This window comes from Enterobacter cloacae complex sp. P18RS, from assembly GCF_014982105.1.
Classification (GTDB): domain Bacteria; phylum Pseudomonadota; class Gammaproteobacteria; order Enterobacterales; family Enterobacteriaceae; genus Enterobacter; species Enterobacter hormaechei_C.
Map to the genome: position 1 here is coordinate 132,384 of NZ_JADCKV010000002.1, position 17,633 is coordinate 150,016.

Below are 17,633 nucleotides of genomic sequence, written 5' to 3' on the forward strand. Positions count from 1 at the left end.
TATTTATGCGTCTTCGCCAAACGCGTTTTTAAGCCAGTCGATCGCATTTCCGGTGAAGGCTACCACATCGAAACGGCAATCCACAGTATCAAAACTCCCATTATGGCGGGCAAGCCACAAGTGGGCAGTCTGTAATAATTTTTGTTGTTTGGCGAGCGTCACGCTGGCGGCAGCACCGCCAAAACGGGACGACTGTCGGAAGCGAACTTCAACAAACACGATGGTCTGACCGTCTTTCATGATCAGGTCAATCTCGCCGCCGCGCCCGCGAACGTTGGCGGCGACAAAGCGCAGTCCTTTGCCTTCAAGCCAGCGTCGCGCCTTTAACTCCCACGCGTCGCCGGTCTGTTTACGGCTTAACTGGCCGGGACAATCTGCCCCTGCTGGTATTTGAGCCATGATAACTTCCTGTTAATCACACAATCCTGATCGGCGGTCAGATCGCCGGTATTCCCGTTAAGCTCGAAGCCCGGTACCTGACGCATCTGGGTGAAGTGGTTTGCCAGCGCCCAGGCATCGACGCCCATCGCGTACAGACGCGCCAGGGAATAGTCATTGCGCACCGCGCCCAGCGCCTGCTGCATCAACTGCGGGTTGCTGCCTGCCAGCATGGGGATCTCGCTGTATTGCAGTCCTTCCATTTCCAGACGGAAATCCGGGCCTGCGGTACCCTGTGCGCTGCGTGAGCTGGCGTAGAGCGTTGCACCGCTCTGGCTGCCGTTACGCATGGCGATCATCGGTTTGATAAAGGCGATCTCTTCCGGCGTAGCGACGATGTACGCCGAATCCACTTTACCGCCGCCGCTGATTTGCGCGTCGGTAGGTGGTGCCGGGATCGTCAGACCGCCGATGGTGACGCTCTGCTGCTGCGGCAGGCTGGCGGATACCGGGCTACCGTTGAGGGCAATACCTGCCCCGCCGTTCACGCCCGCTCTCAGTTCGGAAGCTGAGCCAAATTTCTGCTGCAACACCACGCCACCGCCAAGGGTCTGCCACTCTTGCGCAAACGCGTTGGCAACGCGATCGCCCAGCGTGCTGCGTGGGATCAGCAGCAGCGGCGCCTGCTTGCCCTGCTCGTGAATATGGCGGGCCGCATCGCGGGCTTCATCCTCCGGAGAGAGGGCGAAGTAACAGATATTGGCGCGGTTCTGAACCTGCTCAGGCTGATTAAGCGCCAGCACGTTCAGCGTGGTGTTGCTCTTCATCAGCGCTTCCACGTTGTTTTTCAACAGCGGGCCGACAACGATGCTGGCCCCGTCCTGCTGAACCTGCGCCAGCACCTGGTCAAGCGGCTGGGCGCTGGTGTCGTAGATTTTCAACTCTGCACCAGGATTAGCGCTGGTGGTGGCCACAGCCTGCGGCTGGGTTGCTGGCTGCTGTTCCGGCTGCGCGGTTTGCGGCTGAGGTTGTTCTGCCGTCGCGGGCGCCGGTGTTTCAGCCGGGGCCTGTGTTGCCGCAGGCGCTGGGGTAGCAGGCTGCGTCGTTGGGGCGGTAACCGGATTCTGCATGGTGCCCTGCGCAGGGGTTTGCGCGGTGGTCAGGTCGCTGGTTTCGGCGGCGGACGGGCTGACAACGTCATTCACATTCGCCGCCTGTGCAGCCTGCGCCGGAACCGCGCTGCCGCTGACGGCGGTGGTGCCGTTTTTCGCGGCTTCAAAACCTTGCTGAATGGCGCGACCAAACACCGCAGCCTGACCGTTTAACGGCAGCAGCAGGGCAATTTTGCTGGTGGAGGCGGGCTTAAAGTTTTGCACGTTCACCAGCTGCGTTGGCAGCATTTTCGCTCCCGGGTTTTGCGGGTAACGCTTTTGCCAGTCGGTAATGCCGGCTTTCAGCATGTTCGGATCGCTGCGGTTGTTGAACCACATCTGTTGCAGATCCAGCCAGCCTTGCAGGACATTTTCATCGGCGTTGATTACCAGCGCCTTGGCCTGATCCTGGGTCATGGAGGCGAGCGCCTGCCAGGTTGCGTCAATATTTTTTTGCTTGTCCGCACCCGCGAGCAGAGGCTCCTGGGCAATCAGCGCGCGGAGTAGCGTCAGGGAAGGGCGACCCTGCTCAGCGGTGATACCGGCCTGCCAGAAACGGGCCTGCTGGTTTTTATCCAGCGTGCTGAGATCGATGGTGCCGAGGATCTTCTTCGCGCCGTCGTAATCTTTTTGCGCGACCTTAAGTTCTGCCGACAGCAGCGTCTGCTCATGGCGCTGAGTGTCGTTAAGATCCTGCGGCAGCTGGCTGAACAGCTCGGCGGCCTGCTGGGTTTTCCCTTCTTTCAGCAGTGCACGAATGGCGAGTAATTGCCAGTTGATCCTGGTATCATTTGTACTCTGCGACATTTGTTGCAGATAAAAGCCAGAATCAGCCTGAGCGGATCCCTGCATATGAGCAGTGCTCTGGTCAGGTGCCTGGGTGCCGCAGCCGGTAAAGATCAGGGCTGCCAGCAGGAGGGGCACGCTGTGCGCGGCTTTTTTTCGAAGAAACGTTAACGGTACCATACTGTATCCAGTGATTTTTTTACGCAATGCTCAATATTAAATCGGCAATACGGACGAAACAATGAAACAACACGAAACGGCAGATAATTCTCAAGGCCAGCTTTATATTGTACCTACTCCTATCGGGAATTTGTCTGATATTACCCAACGTGCGCTCACCGTATTGCAAGCTGTTGATTTAATTGCGGCTGAAGACACCCGTCATACCGGTTTACTGCTACAACACTTTGCCATCAACGCCCGTTTGTTTGCCCTGCACGATCACAATGAGCAACAAAAAGCCGAAACGCTTGTGGCGAAGCTTAAAGAAGGGCAGAACATCGCGCTGGTCTCCGATGCGGGAACGCCGCTGATCAACGATCCGGGCTACCATCTGGTACGCACCTGCCGGGAAGCTGGCATCCGCGTTGTGCCGCTGCCGGGGCCGTGCGCGGCGATTGCGGCGTTAAGCGCTGCGGGTCTGCCGTCCGATCGTTTCTGCTACGAAGGTTTCCTGCCAGCTAAATCCAAAGGTCGCCGCGATGTATTAAAGGATCTGGAAGCCGAACCGCGTACGTTGATCTTCTACGAATCCACTCACCGTCTGCTGGAAAGCCTGGAGGATATGGTGACCGTCTGGGGCGAAGGGCGCTACGTGGTGCTGGCGCGCGAGCTGACCAAAACGTGGGAAACCATTCACGGTGCGCCGGTCGGCGAACTGCTGGCGTGGGTGAAAGAAGACGAAAACCGCCGCAAGGGCGAAATGGTGCTGATTGTCGAAGGCCACAAAGCGCAGGAAGACGCTCTGCCTGCCGATGCGCTGCGTACGCTGGCCCTGCTACAGGCTGAACTTCCTCTGAAAAAAGCGGCGGCGCTGGCGGCGGAGATCCACGGCGTGAAGAAAAATGCGCTGTATAAATATGCGCTGGAGCAGCAGGGGGAGTAAGCCAAATGAGCCGCTATCAGCCTCCCTTCACCATCACACCCTTTATCCTCAATCAGGTGGTTGAGATTGGTGAACTATTGGGGCATTGGGCGGCACATTCAGGCAGAACTTCGCCACTCCTGCGTAAAGAGAACCGTATTCGAACTATTCAGGCATCGCTAGCCATTGAGCACAACTCGCTGACGACAGGGCAGGTGACGGCAATCATGGATGGCAAACGCGTGCTTGCACCTGAAAAAGATATTCAGGAAGTACGCAATGCTATCCTGGCATATGAGAAACTGCCCGAATGGAAGCCCTGGAAGCTCAACGACTTACTCAGTGCACACCGATTATTAATGATGGGTCTGGTCGATCATCCCGGAAAGCTCAGAAATGGGGACGTAGGGGTGTACCGTGGAAACCAGTTAGTCCACATGGCTCCGCCAGCCTCACAGATGAACCGCCTTATCGACGATCTTCTTTCCTGGCTTAAGCAAACCGATCTTCACCCGCTGATTGCCAGTTCGGTATTTCACTACGAGTTTGAATTTATTCATCCCTTTTCGGATGGAAATGGCCGCATGGGGCGGCTGTGGCAAACGTTGATCTTAAGCCAGTGGCGTGCAGAACTTGCATGGCTGCCCGTTGAAACACTCATTCACTTCCAGCAAGCGCGCTATTATCAGATTTTAGGACAATGCGATCGGGCCAGTGACTGCACGGCATTCGTGGCGTTTATGTTGCAAAATTTGGCCGAAGCTTTGCGGGAAGGCATCGATATGACATCCGCCACGTCGGAAAAAATGTCGGAAGAATTGTCGGAAAAGGAACACACTATCCTTGAATTGCTTACCGTTCAACCGCAAATGACTGCGGTGATGTTGGCCTCTGTATTGGGCGTGACTTCCCGCACTGCGGAACGTTATCTCCGTTCTTTGCAAACAAAAGGTAAATTAAAACGCCTTGGGGCAAGGAAAGGGGGAAGCTGGCAGGTCATGGCTTAACCTGCCAGCTGAACACTTTTTATTTCCACGGCATCGCCTCAAACACCAGCGTTTCCAGCGGTTGCAGCGTAATCACCACAGCGTTTTTATACTCCTCTGGTACGGTCGAATTACTGCCGTACACGGCTTTCAGGGTAAACTGCGAACGCTCTCCTGCCGGGATCTCAAAATCTTTGGTTAAATCCAGGAAGTAACGTTGCGGCTTATCCGATGGGTTGCGTAAGCCAAAAATCGCTTTGTCTTTACTCCATGAGGCCCAGCCGTAAACCTCAAGCGAAGTTGGGTCACCGCCAATCCAGTGAGTATCCACCAGCACGCTGGCATTCTCACGCGACCATTTCGCCGCCTGCGCCAGGGTATCCCACTTCGCCTTATTCAGCATGGACGGCGTAATGTACAGCTCCTGAAGCTGAGTTCCGGTTGCGAAGTAGCTCCAGACCTGATCGGCAAAATCGCTGTCTGTTTGCACTTTCTCGAGTCCATAGTAAGCGTTCTCTGCGCTGACGATCCCGTGGTACATCAGTGAGTTCAGCGGGAACAGCGGACCTTTACGCACGATGGATCGCCAGGTTTCGGCATCGCGGTAGGTCATCCACTGCTGCACTGGCGTGCCGGGGCCGTACAGGTTGATATCATCGCCCTGACGCCAGATTGAATCAGCATAGAACAGCCAGGACGGGCTGGCGTCGGTGCCGGTGGTCAGGTTGATAAACAGGTTCGGATTTGCGCTGCGCATGTTGTGCAGCAGGGCAATGGACGCGTCAAAATCCGATGCAAATGGGCTGCCCTTGATGTGCGAATTGGCGTTACCCATTCCGTCGAGCTTGAACGAGGTAATGTGCTCGTTTTTGATCAGCTTGATGATCTGATCGTTAAAGTTTTTAAAGTAGTTCGGCCCCGACAGCGCCAGCTTGCCGTCTACGGTTTCGAAACCATACTCTTTTGCATGCGAGACGCGAATATCGCGCGGCTTGTTGTAACCGCCCCACGGTGAAAGCCACAGCCCAACCGAGCTATGCAGGCTGTCGGCTTTTTCCCTGACTTTGCCAAAACCGTTGCTGAATGCCGGGCCAAACAGCCAGCGTCCGGTGCGATCGTCCCAGCCATCGTCCAGCAGGAACGCGTCCAGCGCCACCCCGCGTCCGGCAATAAATTCTTTATTCCATTCGTCCATCCGCCCAATGACATCCTGCTCGGAGTAAGGAGTAAAGAAGCCGATGTCCATCCAGCTGTTGTAGTGCAGGTAAGGCTTATAAGGCCGTGGACGCACGGCATCGATAAACTGGTTTACGCTGCGGCGCAGCTGATTAGCTTCCGGGAAAGTGCCGAACCAGGTGGTAAAACTAACCGGTGTCTCAGGCAGAATTGGCGTTTTCAGCTCCACGTTGAGGTTCGTGGTGGCTTCATAAGCGTAAGTATTCACAATCGGTTTGTCTGGCAGGATGAAGAACGAGTCGGCTACGATTGGCGAGCTGTTAATCGCCCCGTCAACGTAAGGTGCCTGAGACTGCTTCTTCGTCGGGAAGAAGGTAATTTTCGCTACGTCCCGCGGCTGCCCGACGGCGGCGATGGTGTAGCCGATGCTGGCGTATTTTCCCTTCACCAGGTTCAGTTTCACCGTTACGTTAAAATCCGGATGCGTAAAGTCGATGACTATCGCATTGTCCTGCTTTTCGACGTGCTTGATTTTGAAATCAGCGGTGTGGATTTTTGTTTCATCCGGTAGCGTCAGAAAGAACAACTCCTGGGGCGTGATCGGATGGTTAGCTTTGCTGTCCGTTACCACTACCGTTGCGTTTGCATCATCAAACGAAAGGGCAATATTGTCGTTACTGAGCGCGTAGTTTGCTGCCGCCGCACCATGAGAAACACAGAGAGTCAGCAGCGAGAGAGTGAGCATTTTTTTCATCGGGGTAAGATCCTTATCAGTAATGCTTCAGCATTCGGTTGATGGACTGTTCCAGCCAGTAGCGCTGGGTGCCGAAGTTAATACGCAGGTAGTTTTCGCCGTTTTGTACGTAGTGGCTGCCATCTTCAATGACCACGCCAGCCTGTTTTGCGAAATGTTGAGTTAGCGCCGTCGCACTGCGATCGTCCGCACTGACGTCTATCCAGGCGAGATACGACGACTCCGGGTTCATCATCTTCCATGCAGGGAAATGGGTCTGGATGGCATCCGCAAGGTAGCGGGCATTGCCGCGCAGATAACCATTCAGCGCGTCGAGCCATGGCAGACCTTGCTGATAAGCCAGAATAATTCCCCACACGCCGAAGATATTGGGCGAGGTAATGGAGTTCTTCTCCAGCTGCTGGCGGAAACGCTGGCGCAGCGAATCGTCTGGAATCATTGAGTAGGATGTTTTTAGCCCGCCAAGGTTGAAGGCTTTATTGGGGGAGGTCAGCACAATCAGGTTGTCCTGGGCGGCACAGCCCGAAGTCAGACAACTGACGAATGTACCGTCCAGAATGTGCTCGGCGTGAACCTCATCAACCACCAGAATCGTGCCGTAGCGCTTACAGAGATCGGACACCTGACGTATCTCATCCGCGCGCCAGATTCGGCCCGAAGGGTTATGCGGCGAGCAGAAGAACCACAGTTTTGGACGGTGAGTTTTGAGCTGAACTTCAATCAGATTAAAATCCAGCTGATAGCGGTTTTCCTTCACGCTCAGCGGATTTGCAAGCACCCGCACGCCCTGTCGCTGTGTCGCCATCGCAAACGGGTCATACACTGGGGTATTCATCATCACGCAGTCCCCGGGTTTGCAGAACGCCTGAACTGTATAGTGCAGCGTGGAAACGGTGCCGTAGGTCAGGGTGATCCATGACTCATGCACCTCAACCTGATGACGGGTGCGCTGGAAGGCGATGACCGCATCGTAGAATTCGTCGAAGCACCAGGTGTAACCGAAGGTGCCATGCTCCACGATGCGCTGGAAGCCTTCAATCACAGCGGGTGGCGAGGTGAAATCCATATCTGCTATCCACAGCGGGATAAATCCCTCCGGGACATCACCGAAACGCGAGCACACAAACGCATGATCCCATTTACGGCATTTATCGCTTTTACGCTCAATGATTCTGTCGAAATCAAACACAACGTCCCCCTGTTAAATTAAGGCTTCAATGCCAGATTTGACGCTCTGCACCTGCGGACCGATGATCACCTGAACGCTGTGGGCATCAAGCACTACTACTGACAAGGCGCCCGCGGCCTTCAGCGCCTGCTGGTCGATAAGCCCCATATCTTTTACCACCAGACGTAAGCGGGTGATGCAGTTGTCGAGCGACTCAATATTCTCTTTACCGCCAAGCGCGCGAAGAATAAGCCCATGATCGTATTTCGATTTTCCACGTGCCCGGGTATTGGCTTCCACCGCCTGGAGCGCACCCTGCGCGTCAACCTCACGGCCCGGCGTTTTAATATCGTGCCTGAGGATGTACCAGCGGAAGACGAAGAAGTAGATAGCAAACCAGGCAATACCCACCGGGAACAGCAGATACCATTTGGTCGACATCCCCTGCATGACGCCGAAGATCAGCAGATCCAGAATGCCGCCGTCGGTGTTGCCGATGGTGACGCCGAGCAGCGCCATCACCATCAGCGCCAGGCCAGACATAACGATATGAAACGCGTAAAGCACAGGGGCAATAAACAGGAACAGGAACTCAATCGGCTCTGAAATACCCGTGACAACTGAAACCAGCACGCCTGAAAGCAGCAGCCCTTTAATCACCGGACGGTTTTCCGGGCGCGCGGTGCGGTAGATAGCGTAAGCCACGGCAGGCAGGCCGAAGATAAATGTCGGCATAAACCCTTGCGATAAAAATGCCGTAACGTGCGGACTAAACGGCAGGCCAGCTTTCAGCTCGGCGTAGAAAATGTTCAGCGCACCGGCCACTTCCTGGCCGTTAACCATCTCAATGCCACCCGCCGGGGTGAAGCGCACCATCGCCAGCAGGATGTGGTGCAGGCCAAAAGGTTTGAGCAGCAGTACGCCTACGCCATACAGGAACGGCCCAAAGACGCTGGTGCTCTGGATGATATGACCAATCCCGGCAATGCCCATTGCCACATATTCCCACAGCAGGGGGATAAACAAGCCGACCAGCGACAGGGTGAGGGCGGTAATGATGGGCACAAAACGAATGCCGCTAAAGAAGGCAAACGCGTCGTGCAGCACCGTGTCCTGGAAACGTTCGTGCAGGAAGTAGGTGATCACCCCTACCACAATGCCGCCGAGCACGCCCATCTCCAGCGTTTGAATGCCAAGCACAATGGATTGTCCCACCTGTCTCATGGTGGCGGCATCCGCAAGCTGGTGGGTGGCGGTCAGGTAGTAGTTGATGCTCATGTTCATCAGCATGTAGCCAACGAATCCGGCAAAAGCGCCCACCGCTTTATTACGTCTGGCAAGGCCCATCGGGATCGCCATGGCAAACATCAGCGGCAGATAGGTAAAAGCAAAGCCGCCGACCATGGCGATAAAACCAAAGGTGAGCTGCGTTAACTCGCCGCCCAGAAAGGGAAAACTTTTGATGGTGGAAGGGCTGGTGACAGAACTACCGATACCTAACAACAACCCCATAAAGGCCAACAGTGAGACCGGGAACATAAACGTCTTTCCCAGGCTCTGGAAAAACTCCCACGCTTTCGATTTAAACGACTTTTCCTGTGTCATGTAGGGACTCCTCGGATTTTTAGGATAATGGAAGGCGCTGTCCGGCTTAAGGACGCGCCTTCATATTTGCGAGGCTTATAGTTATTTTTTTAGGTACTAACGTTATGCGCGATGGGTTCAGGCTTCAGTCGCAAGCAGCAGCCGGTTCGCCGAGCCGCAAACGGTGATTTTGCTTCTGACCACCTCTTTCATGGCATCCATGCCGACGCGCATGTAGAAGCGCGGATCGTTGCCCTGTGGGTTCTCGGCAAACCAGGCTTTGACTGCGTCAGAGAAGGCAATTTTCAGCTCTGTTGCGACGTTAACTTTGCAGACGCCCAGCTCAATGGTGCGGCGCACATCCTCATCCGGCACATCACTCGCACCGTGCAGCACCAGCGGCACTGTCACTACCTCGCGGATCTCGGCCAGCCGCTGGAAGTCGATTTTTGGGCGTTTGGTATAAAGACCGTGCGCGGTACCGATGGCAACGGCGAGGCTGTCCACGCCTGTCATTTCGACAAAGCGTTTTGCTTCCTGCGGGTCGGTCAGGAACGCGCTTTCGGCGTCGACGCTCATGTCATCTTCCACTCCGCCCAGTCGGCCCAGTTCGGCCTCGACGCTACAGTCGTTGAGGTGGCAGAAATCGACGACCGATTTCACCAGCTTGACGTTTTGTTCGAAGGGGTAATGGCTACCGTCGATCATTGTGCTACGTACGCCGGCATGGACTTTGCGGCGAATGTCGTCCAGCGATTCGTGGTGATCGAGGTGTAGCGCCAGCGGCATGTCATAAGTAAGGGAATATGCGCTGCACAAGGCGTAGATCTCTTCCAGCGCAATATGTTTAAACGTCCCCGGCGTACCCGCGAGGATCACCGGCGATCGCATTTCGCTACAGACTTCGAGGATCGCCTGGATCGTCTCGGCGTTATGGATGTTAAAGGCCGGAACGGCATAGCCCTTCGCCTGTGCGTCCTGCAAAAGATATTTGGTAGAAATAATACTCATGAGCCTGTCCTCTTAAGCCTGCCACGGATGAATAACGACGCCCTGGACCACACGGTTAACCGTACCGCTGGCGGATGGCGTATCCGGCGTATTGCCAACGTGCAGAGACTGGGTCAGTGCGAAGACCTGGGCGTACATCAGGAAGCAGAACGCCTGCTCCATATCGTTAAATGAACGGGAAGGCGGCAGCAGGATATGCGGGCCAGCTTCAATGACCGGATCCGTTTCGGCTGCAATGGCTACCACGCGCATGGCCTGACGATCGCGTCGCAATTCGGCGAGCAGATCCAGATCGTACTGACGCGTATACGGATGGCTGGAGACAAACACGACGACCAGCGTTTCGTTGTCCACCAGCGACTTAGGCCCGTGACGGAAACCCGTTGGCGAATCGTAGAATGCCGCCAGCTTGCCGGCGGTCAGCTCCAGCACCTTCAGCGCAGACTCCCGTGCGGCGCCCTGTAATCCACCGCTGCCCAGATAAACAATGCGTTTCCACGGTTCGTTACCAAAGACGCCGGGACTGAAATCGCCAAGCGATGTAAGGATCGCCTGACAGCGATCGGACACGTCGCGGAACGTTTTGCTGTTGATCGTTTCCGGTGCGAATACCGCCAGGCAGCTCGCCATCATGGTGGTGATGCTGCTTGTCATCGCGAACCCGCGATCGTGCGTTTCGGCTGGCATGAGCAGAGCGCAGGCGTTATCGCTGTCGACGGCATTCTGGTACAGGCTGCCTGCTTCATTACAGGTGATCGACAGGTGGTAGCACTCCGGTACAAACTGATTCGCCAGCTCAACGGCGGCGACGCTCTCCGGGCTATTGCCAGAACGGGCGAAAGAGACCAGCAGCAGCGGGTGCGAAGGGCTGAAATAATCCATCGGGTTGGTGACCAGATCGGTCGTAGGTATCGCGGTGATGTTTTTCCCCGTGTGGCTGGCAAGCCATGGCGCAATGATGTCGCCGATAAAAGCAGACGTACCCGCGCCGGTCAGAACGATCCGCAGATCGGGCTTGCGCAACAGTGGCGTCAGAAAACTGTCGATCGACGCGCGCAGATTATCAATATTGTTGAGCGAGCGAAGCCAGCTGGCTGGCTGCTGGCGGATCTCTTTTTCGGTCCAGGTGCCGGTGGTGGCGATAGTGGTTTGTGGCATAACTCAGTCCTTAGTCGTGTGAATTCCACATCAGACGCTGGCAAATGTGTCGCTATCTTTCGTTTCGTTTCACTTGTTCACTTTAGCAGTTAAATAAAATTTATAGAAAAGAAATAGAAAGTTCAATGGCGAAAAAGAAATAAAACGAAAAGTGTGATCGCGAAAGGAAAGGCGAAAATCAAGGAAAGGAAAAGAAAGGCCTTACGATCGTCTTCCGTAAGGCCAACAGGGCACACTGTGAAGGGGCTACAGGGAAAGAGCCTGACCCTGGATCCAGATCTGCCGGAGGTGTAAACCCGCATCCAGCGCAAGAACATTGGCGCGTTTGCCTGGCGCTAACGTTCCCAGCAGGTGATCCATCCCGAGCAGACGGGCAGGATGCAGCGAGGCCATATGGATTGCGTTTTCTGGGGCGATCCCCGTATGCTCCACCATATTTCGCACGGCGGCATCCAGCGCGAGCGTGCTGCCCGCCAGCCCGCCTGAGGCCGTGCGGACAACGCCGCCCTGCATCTCGACATTTTCACCACACAACGTATAGCGCCCATCAGGCATACCCGCCGCCTGCATGGCATCGGTAATCAGCACCGTACGATCCTTCGCGCAGCAACAACATAGCCGCATGGCTCCAGGATGAACGTGATGCCCGTCGGCAATAAGCTCCAGCCACGCGCGTGGGTCCGTAAGCCCGGCGCCAACCATGCCGGGCTCCCGGTGGTGTAACCCCGTCATGCCGTTGTAGCAGTGCACCAGCCCGGCTGCGCCTGCATCAAATGCGGCCAGGGTTTGCGCGTATGTAGCGGCGCTGTGGCCCAGCATGACGCGTATCCCTTTTTGCTTGAGGTGATGGATCGCCTTCAGGGCATCCACTTTTTCCGGAGCAAGCGCCACCACCCGCAGCGTGTTCTGCGAAACCGCAATCAGCTCATCAAGTTCCGCGAGATCCAGTTCGCGAAATAGTTCTGGCGGGTGCGCCCCTTTGTTCTGCGGTGTAAAGTACGGGCCTTCCAGATAGCTGCCCAGGATCTGCGCGCCGGGGCCACCGGCATGACAGCGCCGGGCAATGCGCCGTAACGCGCCATGGATCGCCTCCAGCGGAGCGGTGACGGTGGTAGGCAGAAACGCCCCCACGCCTTCACGCGCTTTGTGCACGGCTAACCGGTCCAGCACGTCGGGCGCATCATCCATCACATCCACACCCGCGCCGCCGTGGACGTGGATATCAATGTATGCCGGGCAAAGCAGGTCTGCCTCGCGGGTATTAACCCCTGCCGGAATCGGCTCGATGGCGGTGATGACGCCTCTATCCATACGCAGCTGATGGTCATCCAGCCAGCCCTGCCCGGTAAGCAGACGACGCGCGCGCAGCAGCTGGCTCATATCCCTTCCTCGGCGGGCGCTTCCTCGCGACAGCGTGCAAGTTCATCCACCAGGCTGGTCAGGCCGCGATGGCCGCACTCCAGCGCCTGCAAACGAAAGGCTTCACTGCTTAATCCGTCGCGCTCCAGAACCATCTCCAGCAAAAGCTGGAGATTGGTGCCGGTGATCACTTCGCTGCCGGGGCGCTGCATCGCGAGGGTAGAGGCCACACGAAACGGCGTACCGCCGAGAAGATCGGTGAGAAACACGATATCGTGCTCTGCATCCAGTTCATTCACTGCCTGCTCAAGCTGCGCGGTCAGCCGCACAGTGGTGGAGCTTTCCGGAAAATCGATGGCGATAAACTGCGGCTGTTCGCCGAGGATTTGCTTCATCGCCTGTTCCAGCCCGCTGGCAAAACCGCCGTGACCCGTCAAAATAATGCCTAACATCGCAACCTCTTTGCTTATTACAGGAAGTGACAGAATTTACCGACAACGCCCAGCACCACGGTGATACCAATCAGGCGCAGCGGGCTCCAGCCACGGCGTACCAGCCAGAACATGGTCAGGGTGTAGACCAGCGGCAGAAAAGCGGGCATCAGTTTGTCGATCACATCGGTTTGCAGTTTGACGACCGCATCCCCGGCTTTAATCTCGAGTGTGGTATTCAGGCGCACATAGGTTGCCACCAGCGCACCAATCACTGTCATCCCGACAATGGACGCAGCATGACCAACCTTTTTGGTGTTGGCCTTGATCAGCGGGATCGCGGCGACACCCATTCGATAGGCATAGTGCGCCAGACCAAAACGCAGGCCGAGATGCACCACGTTAAACAGCACGATAAAGACCACCGCGCCAAGAATGGATCCCTGTAGCGCCAGGCTGGCGCCAATCCCCCCGCAGATGGGCAGCAGGGTCAGCCAGAACATGGCGTCACCAATGCCACCGAGCGGTGCGCCGACGGCAATTTTAGTGCTCTGGATGCTGTTCACATCCTGCTTGGAACGCTCCATTGCCAGAATAATGCCGATGACGAAGGTCACCAGGAACGGGTGGGTGTTGAAGAAGCCCATATGGCCTTTCATGGCGCGCGCCAGGTCCCGCTTATTGGTGTGGATCTTTTTCAGCGCGGGCAGTAGCCCATACAGCCAGCCGGAGGCCTGCATACGCTCGTAGTTAAACGAGGCCTGTAGCAGCATGGAACGCCAGGCGACACGGTTAATATCCTTTTTCGTTAGCTCAGCGCCAATACTCTGGTCTTCGTAGACGTTTTCATTCACGCCGGTCAGCAGTGTCTCTTCACTTTCAGACACGCCCGGCAGGGTGGTGTGATTAGATGCCATCTTCAAATTCCTCTTTCTGGGCCGCAGGCGCCGTGGGTTCAGGCGATTTGCGCAGCAGGTCGATCAGCGCCATCGCCAGCGCAGCCGCGGCAATCGCCAGCACCGGGAGTTTCAGCCAGGCCGCGGCGACAAAGCCGATAATGAAGTAAGGGATGTAAACGTTTTTCATCATGATCTTCAGCAGCACGGCGAAGCCGATCGCTGGCATGATGCCGCCCGCGACGCCGAGACCGTCGATCAGACGTTCCGGCAGCACGTCAATGGCGGTTTTCGCATGTTCAGCCCCGAAGTAGATGGGCAGAAACGCGCACAGGAAGTAGAAGACGCCGAGCGCCAGCAGTGCCAGATAGTTGACCCGTTCAATACCACGGGTGTCTGCGTTAGCCGCCATGCGATCGCAGCGGGACATCACGCCGGACATCACCGAGAAGAGGAAGGTGATCCCCATCTGAACCGCCACGGCAAACGGCACGGCGACCCCAACGGCGACATCCGGCTTCACGCCTGTAGTAATGGCAAATGTGGTGCCAACGATGGTGCCGATAATCACGTTTGGCGGCTGCGCGCCCGCCAGCGGCGCGAGTCCCATCCAGACCAGTTCTAACGTACCGCCGGTCAGAATTCCGGTGTGCAAATCGCCCAGAATCAGGCCAACCAGTGGCCCGAGTACCACCGGACGGTGCATGTGTGTTAAGCCGTTAAACATATCCAGGCCCGCTATAAAGGCGAGAAGCCCCAGCGCGAAAGCCTGCAACAGACTGATTTCCATTGTGAATCCCTCAGAGCAGTTTAAAGAGATCCAAAGCAGTCTCTGTTGGAACGCCCTGAACGAAGCATTCCACTCCGGCCGCCTTCAGGCCGTTAAACGCGGCGATATCGTTCGCGTCTACAGATACCGTTTTGGCAATTTGCTGTTTGCCACTGGCGTAATGCATATTTCCGACGTTAATACGGGTGATGGGCACGCCGCCCTCGACCAGCGTTAAAAAATCAGCCGGTGTTTTACAGACCAGCAGAATTTTCTGCCGGTCGGCGGCGCGATGAATGTTGTCGATCACTTTTTGCAGGGACCAGAAACGCACGGCGATGCCTTCCGCCAGCACCATCTCCATCAGGTTTTGCTGAACCGGATCGTCTGCAACCTCGTCATTTGCCACCAGCACCAGGTTCGCCCCCGCAAACCCCACCCACTGTACGCCCACCTGACCGTGGATCAGGCGTTCATCAATGCGGCATAAGACAATGTTTGGCATAGCGTTTTCCTCTTTTTAATTATGCGTGTTGAGTCGTTACGCCTTCGCAGGCGGCATGGTACTGCTGGAGTATGTCCTGAATGTGGTCGAGGATGAGTTCCCGTGGTGTGGACCTGAGAGCGCCATCGCGAACTTTGCTGTACTGCAACGGCAGATACTGGCTGATCAGCGGCAGCGGGATCGGTTCATCCGCCAGGTTGCGTACCAGCCGCTCAAAGGCGTCGTCAATCTGGCTGTCTGGCCAGTAATAGCGCACGCGGTCGGAATAGCTGTAACCGCGCGCCAGGCGACGGGCATTGCCGTCGCCGTGATAGTGGCTTTGCCAGTATTCCGGGCGATCGAGCATCACGTTTTCCAGGACGTGACGCAGCCCTGAGCAGGCTTTTGCCGGCAGCAGCTCTTCTTCAATTGCTGCCAGTGAGAACAGCGCTTCGCGCAGCGCGAAGGTTAGCGCAGGGCCGACTTTCAGAATGGCGAAGTGATCTTTCACCAACTGGCGCAGCGCCTGCGGCGTCTGGTAATCGGTAGAGTGTGCTTCAAATACAAGCGTGTCGTAGGCTTCAACCATCTCGCTCAGCGCGACGGCTTTATGCGGTTGATAGTCACAAACCTGCGCATGGTCGAACTCAACGCCAGGCTGAACCACCAGGCCAATAATGCGCGGCCAGATGTCGCTTAACCCTTCCTTCTCGAATGCGTGGCGGTGTGCCTCAAGCGTGGCGCGTGCCGCCTCTGGCGTGGTGACCTCAAGCTCGGTCAGCGTCTCGTGTGCCCCACCGGGAACCGGAACTTCCGTGCCGATAACGTAGACCAGATCGGCTACGCCAAATTGCTCGAGACAGGTGGTTTCGGCAATTTTAGCCAGCCGAGCGGCACGCCCGGCAACGATTGCATCGGTTAACGGAACCGGGTCGTCTTCGCAGGACATGCTGCAATCGAGGTGAATTTTTTTAAATCCGGCCGCCACGTAGCTTCTGATCAGATCGTCGGCGTTCGCCATCGCCTGCGAAGCCGGCAGGTTTTGCCAGCGGTTTGGACCTAAATGATCGCCGCCAAGGATCAGCTGCGAGGTGGGGAAACCAAGAGATCCCGCCAGCTTGCAGACAAACCCATAAAAATCGGCGGGCGTCATACCGGTATAACCGCCAAACTGATCCACCTGGTTTGAGGTGGCTTCTATCAGCAGGGGCGTCTGTTGTGAATGGGCGTAACGTAGTGCAGCTTCAAGTACCAGTGGATGTGCGGAACAGACGGCATAAATCCCGTTTGTATTCCCCCGTTTATGTTGTTCCACCATTTCTGTCAGATGTTTCACTTTCCTCTCCATTTCGGATGGTGTTGGTATTCATCTTTCGTTTTGTTTCATTTGATACTGCATTATGGTGAGGTAAAAATAAAACGAAAGATAATAGTTTTCCGATCTGTTTCACAAAAGAAACATAATGAAAGGTTTCAGCGGCGATTAAGCTTGCGTCCGCACACCATACAGGGCTTGCATTCCCTCAAAAGAAAGGCGTTAATAAGCAAAACGAAATGAAACGAAAGTGTATTTACTAAGGAGCTCGTATGAGCAGCACCGATTCGTCCGCAGAGAAGCGCATCACCGGCACCAGTGAAAGGCGAGAGCAGATCATTCAGCGGTTGCGGGCGCAGGGAAGCGTGCAGGTTAACGATCTTTCTCTTTTATTCGGCGTGTCGACGGTGACGATCCGTAACGATCTGGCCTTTCTGGAAAAGCAGGGGATTGCCGTTCGCGCTTACGGCGGCGCGCTGATTTGCGAAGGCAATGCCCCCGGCGTGGAGCCGTCCGTTGAGGACAAAAGTTCCCTTAATACGGCAGTGAAGCGCAGCATCGCGCAGGCGGCGGCTGAACTGGTGAAGCCGGGTCACCGCATTATTCTGGACTCCGGCACCACAACCTTTGAAATTGCCCGCATGCTGCGCCAGCACACCGATGTCATTGCCATGACCAACGGGATGAACGTGGCAAACGCGCTGCTGGAAGCGGAGGGCGTAGAGCTGCTGATGACCGGCGGGCACTTGCGCCGTCAGTCGCAGTCCTTCTACGGCGACCAGGCGGAGCAGTCCTTACAGAATTACCATTTTGACCTGCTGTTCCTGGGCGTCGATGCCATCGATCTCGACCGGGGGGTGAGTACGCACAACGAGGATGAAGCCCGTCTGAACCGCAAAATGTGCGAGGTGGCGGAGCGTATTATCGTTGTCACTGACTCCAGCAAGTTTAACCGTTCAAGCCTGCATAAAATCATTGATACTCAGCGGATCGACATGATTATCGTTGATGAAGGCATTCCGGCGGAAAGCCTTGAAGGATTACGCAAAAGCGGGATCGATGTGGTGCTGGTCTAAAGAGGCTTTTCCCCTCTCCCTAACCCTCTCCCCATAGGGAGAGGGTTCCCCAGTAATTTGAAAGCAA

Annotated in this window: 16 protein-coding genes; 3 read left to right on the top strand and 13 right to left on the bottom strand. The window is 56.0% G+C overall.

From position 1 onward, the window contains the following. Positions 1-3 precede the first annotated feature (3 nt). Positions 4-399, bottom strand: coding sequence for a YraN family protein (locus INF61_RS00760; RefSeq protein WP_017382447.1), 396 nt, complete (start codon positions 397-399; stop codon positions 4-6). Beyond that, positions 357-2,495, bottom strand: a complete 2,139-nt coding sequence (locus INF61_RS00765; protein WP_023295491.1) for a penicillin-binding protein activator — start codon at positions 2,493-2,495, stop codon at positions 357-359. The genes INF61_RS00760 and INF61_RS00765 overlap by 43 nt, the downstream gene beginning before the upstream one ends. A 61-nt stretch (positions 2,496-2,556) precedes the next feature. Between INF61_RS00765 and rsmI the strand changes: the two genes are divergently transcribed. Then, a complete protein-coding gene (gene rsmI, locus INF61_RS00770; protein ID WP_000809144.1) occupies positions 2,557-3,420 on the top strand; it encodes a 16S rRNA (cytidine(1402)-2'-O)-methyltransferase in 864 nt (287 codons plus the stop codon). A 5-nt stretch (positions 3,421-3,425) separates the two neighbouring features. Then, positions 3,426-4,406 carry a Fic family protein gene (locus INF61_RS00775; protein ID WP_193547446.1) on the top strand — a complete coding sequence of 327 codons (981 nt, stop codon included), beginning with the start codon at positions 3,426-3,428 and terminating at the stop codon, positions 4,404-4,406. 19 nt (positions 4,407-4,425) lie between these two features. On the opposite strand, the gene INF61_RS00780 is transcribed toward INF61_RS00775, so the two are convergent. The 11 genes from INF61_RS00780 to kbaZ form a co-directional block, all read right to left on the bottom strand. After that, the gene (locus INF61_RS00780) at positions 4,426-6,315 is read right to left on the bottom strand and encodes an enterotoxin (RefSeq protein ID WP_149500550.1); all 1,890 of its coding nucleotides are present in this window, start codon (positions 6,313-6,315) and stop codon (positions 4,426-4,428) included. A 16-nt stretch (positions 6,316-6,331) separates the two neighbouring features. Further along, positions 6,332-7,504, bottom strand: a complete 1,173-nt coding sequence (locus INF61_RS00785; protein ID WP_058689647.1) for a MalY/PatB family protein — start codon at positions 7,502-7,504, stop codon at positions 6,332-6,334. Between the two features lie 12 nt (positions 7,505-7,516). Then, on the bottom strand, positions 7,517-9,088 hold the full coding sequence (gene malX / locus INF61_RS00790; RefSeq protein WP_017382443.1) for a maltose/glucose-specific PTS transporter subunit IIBC: 1,572 nt from the start codon (positions 9,086-9,088) through the stop codon (positions 7,517-7,519). A 117-nt stretch (positions 9,089-9,205) separates the two neighbouring features. Further along, the gene (gene kbaY / locus INF61_RS00795) at positions 9,206-10,078 is read right to left on the bottom strand and encodes a tagatose-bisphosphate aldolase subunit KbaY (protein ID WP_193547447.1); all 873 of its coding nucleotides are present in this window, start codon (positions 10,076-10,078) and stop codon (positions 9,206-9,208) included. A 12-nt stretch (positions 10,079-10,090) separates the two neighbouring features. After that, entirely contained in the window at positions 10,091-11,236 is a 1,146-nt protein-coding gene (locus INF61_RS00800) for an SIS domain-containing protein (RefSeq protein WP_032104421.1), read from the bottom strand. A gap of 246 nt (positions 11,237-11,482) precedes the next feature. Then, positions 11,483-12,616, bottom strand: a complete 1,134-nt coding sequence (gene nagA / locus INF61_RS00805) for an N-acetylglucosamine-6-phosphate deacetylase (protein WP_045329210.1) — start codon at positions 12,614-12,616, stop codon at positions 11,483-11,485. After that, positions 12,613-13,047, bottom strand: coding sequence for a PTS galactosamine/N-acetylgalactosamine transporter subunit IIA (agaF, locus tag INF61_RS00810; RefSeq protein WP_047636379.1), 435 nt, complete (start codon positions 13,045-13,047; stop codon positions 12,613-12,615). Before agaF ends, nagA begins: the two co-directional genes overlap by 4 nt. Positions 13,048-13,064: 17 nt before the next feature. Then, complete coding sequence (agaE, locus tag INF61_RS00815; RefSeq protein ID WP_017693933.1) at positions 13,065-13,943, bottom strand: PTS N-acetylgalactosamine transporter subunit IID; 879 nt, start codon at positions 13,941-13,943, stop codon at positions 13,065-13,067. Next, positions 13,933-14,712 carry a PTS N-acetylgalactosamine transporter subunit IIC gene (gene agaW, locus INF61_RS00820; protein ID WP_003861730.1) on the bottom strand — a complete coding sequence of 260 codons (780 nt, stop codon included), beginning with the start codon at positions 14,710-14,712 and terminating at the stop codon, positions 13,933-13,935. The genes agaE and agaW overlap by 11 nt, the downstream gene beginning before the upstream one ends. A gap of 10 nt (positions 14,713-14,722) precedes the next feature. After that, the gene (agaV, locus tag INF61_RS00825; RefSeq protein ID WP_003861728.1) at positions 14,723-15,196 is read right to left on the bottom strand and encodes a PTS N-acetylgalactosamine transporter subunit IIB; all 474 of its coding nucleotides are present in this window, start codon (positions 15,194-15,196) and stop codon (positions 14,723-14,725) included. 19 nt (positions 15,197-15,215) lie between these two features. After that, positions 15,216-16,523 carry a tagatose-bisphosphate aldolase subunit KbaZ gene (kbaZ, locus tag INF61_RS00830; protein ID WP_032649636.1) on the bottom strand — a complete coding sequence of 436 codons (1,308 nt, stop codon included), beginning with the start codon at positions 16,521-16,523 and terminating at the stop codon, positions 15,216-15,218. A 239-nt stretch (positions 16,524-16,762) separates the two neighbouring features. Between kbaZ and INF61_RS00835 the strand changes: the two genes are divergently transcribed. Continuing rightward, positions 16,763-17,566: a DeoR family transcriptional regulator gene (locus INF61_RS00835; protein WP_017693937.1), complete on the top strand. Its 804-nt coding sequence runs from the start codon at positions 16,763-16,765 to the stop codon at positions 17,564-17,566. Positions 17,567-17,633: the final 67 nt, after the last annotated feature.

Coding starts and splice junctions, on each gene's coding strand:
- agaE (WP_017693933.1), bottom strand. CDS start 13,943: ATGGCATCTAATCACACCACCCTGCCGGGCGTGTCTGAAAGTGAAGAG.
- INF61_RS00765 (WP_023295491.1), bottom strand. CDS start 2,495: ATGGTACCGTTAACGTTTCTTCGAAAAAAAGCCGCGCACAGCGTGCCC.
- kbaY (WP_193547447.1), bottom strand. CDS start 10,078: ATGAGTATTATTTCTACCAAATATCTTTTGCAGGACGCACAGGCGAAG.
- INF61_RS00760 (WP_017382447.1), bottom strand. CDS start 399: ATGGCTCAAATACCAGCAGGGGCAGATTGTCCCGGCCAGTTAAGCCGT.
- malX (WP_017382443.1), bottom strand. CDS start 9,088: ATGACACAGGAAAAGTCGTTTAAATCGAAAGCGTGGGAGTTTTTCCAG.
- agaF (WP_047636379.1), bottom strand. CDS start 13,047: ATGTTAGGCATTATTTTGACGGGTCACGGCGGTTTTGCCAGCGGGCTG.
- rsmI (WP_000809144.1), top strand. CDS start 2,557: ATGAAACAACACGAAACGGCAGATAATTCTCAAGGCCAGCTTTATATT.
- agaV (WP_003861728.1), bottom strand. CDS start 15,196: ATGCCAAACATTGTCTTATGCCGCATTGATGAACGCCTGATCCACGGT.
- INF61_RS00780 (WP_149500550.1), bottom strand. CDS start 6,315: ATGAAAAAAATGCTCACTCTCTCGCTGCTGACTCTCTGTGTTTCTCAT.
- INF61_RS00775 (WP_193547446.1), top strand. CDS start 3,426: ATGAGCCGCTATCAGCCTCCCTTCACCATCACACCCTTTATCCTCAAT.
- INF61_RS00835 (WP_017693937.1), top strand. CDS start 16,763: ATGAGCAGCACCGATTCGTCCGCAGAGAAGCGCATCACCGGCACCAGT.
- agaW (WP_003861730.1), bottom strand. CDS start 14,712: ATGGAAATCAGTCTGTTGCAGGCTTTCGCGCTGGGGCTTCTCGCCTTT.
- INF61_RS00800 (WP_032104421.1), bottom strand. CDS start 11,236: ATGCCACAAACCACTATCGCCACCACCGGCACCTGGACCGAAAAAGAG.
- nagA (WP_045329210.1), bottom strand. CDS start 12,616: ATGAGCCAGCTGCTGCGCGCGCGTCGTCTGCTTACCGGGCAGGGCTGG.
- kbaZ (WP_032649636.1), bottom strand. CDS start 16,523: ATGGAGAGGAAAGTGAAACATCTGACAGAAATGGTGGAACAACATAAA.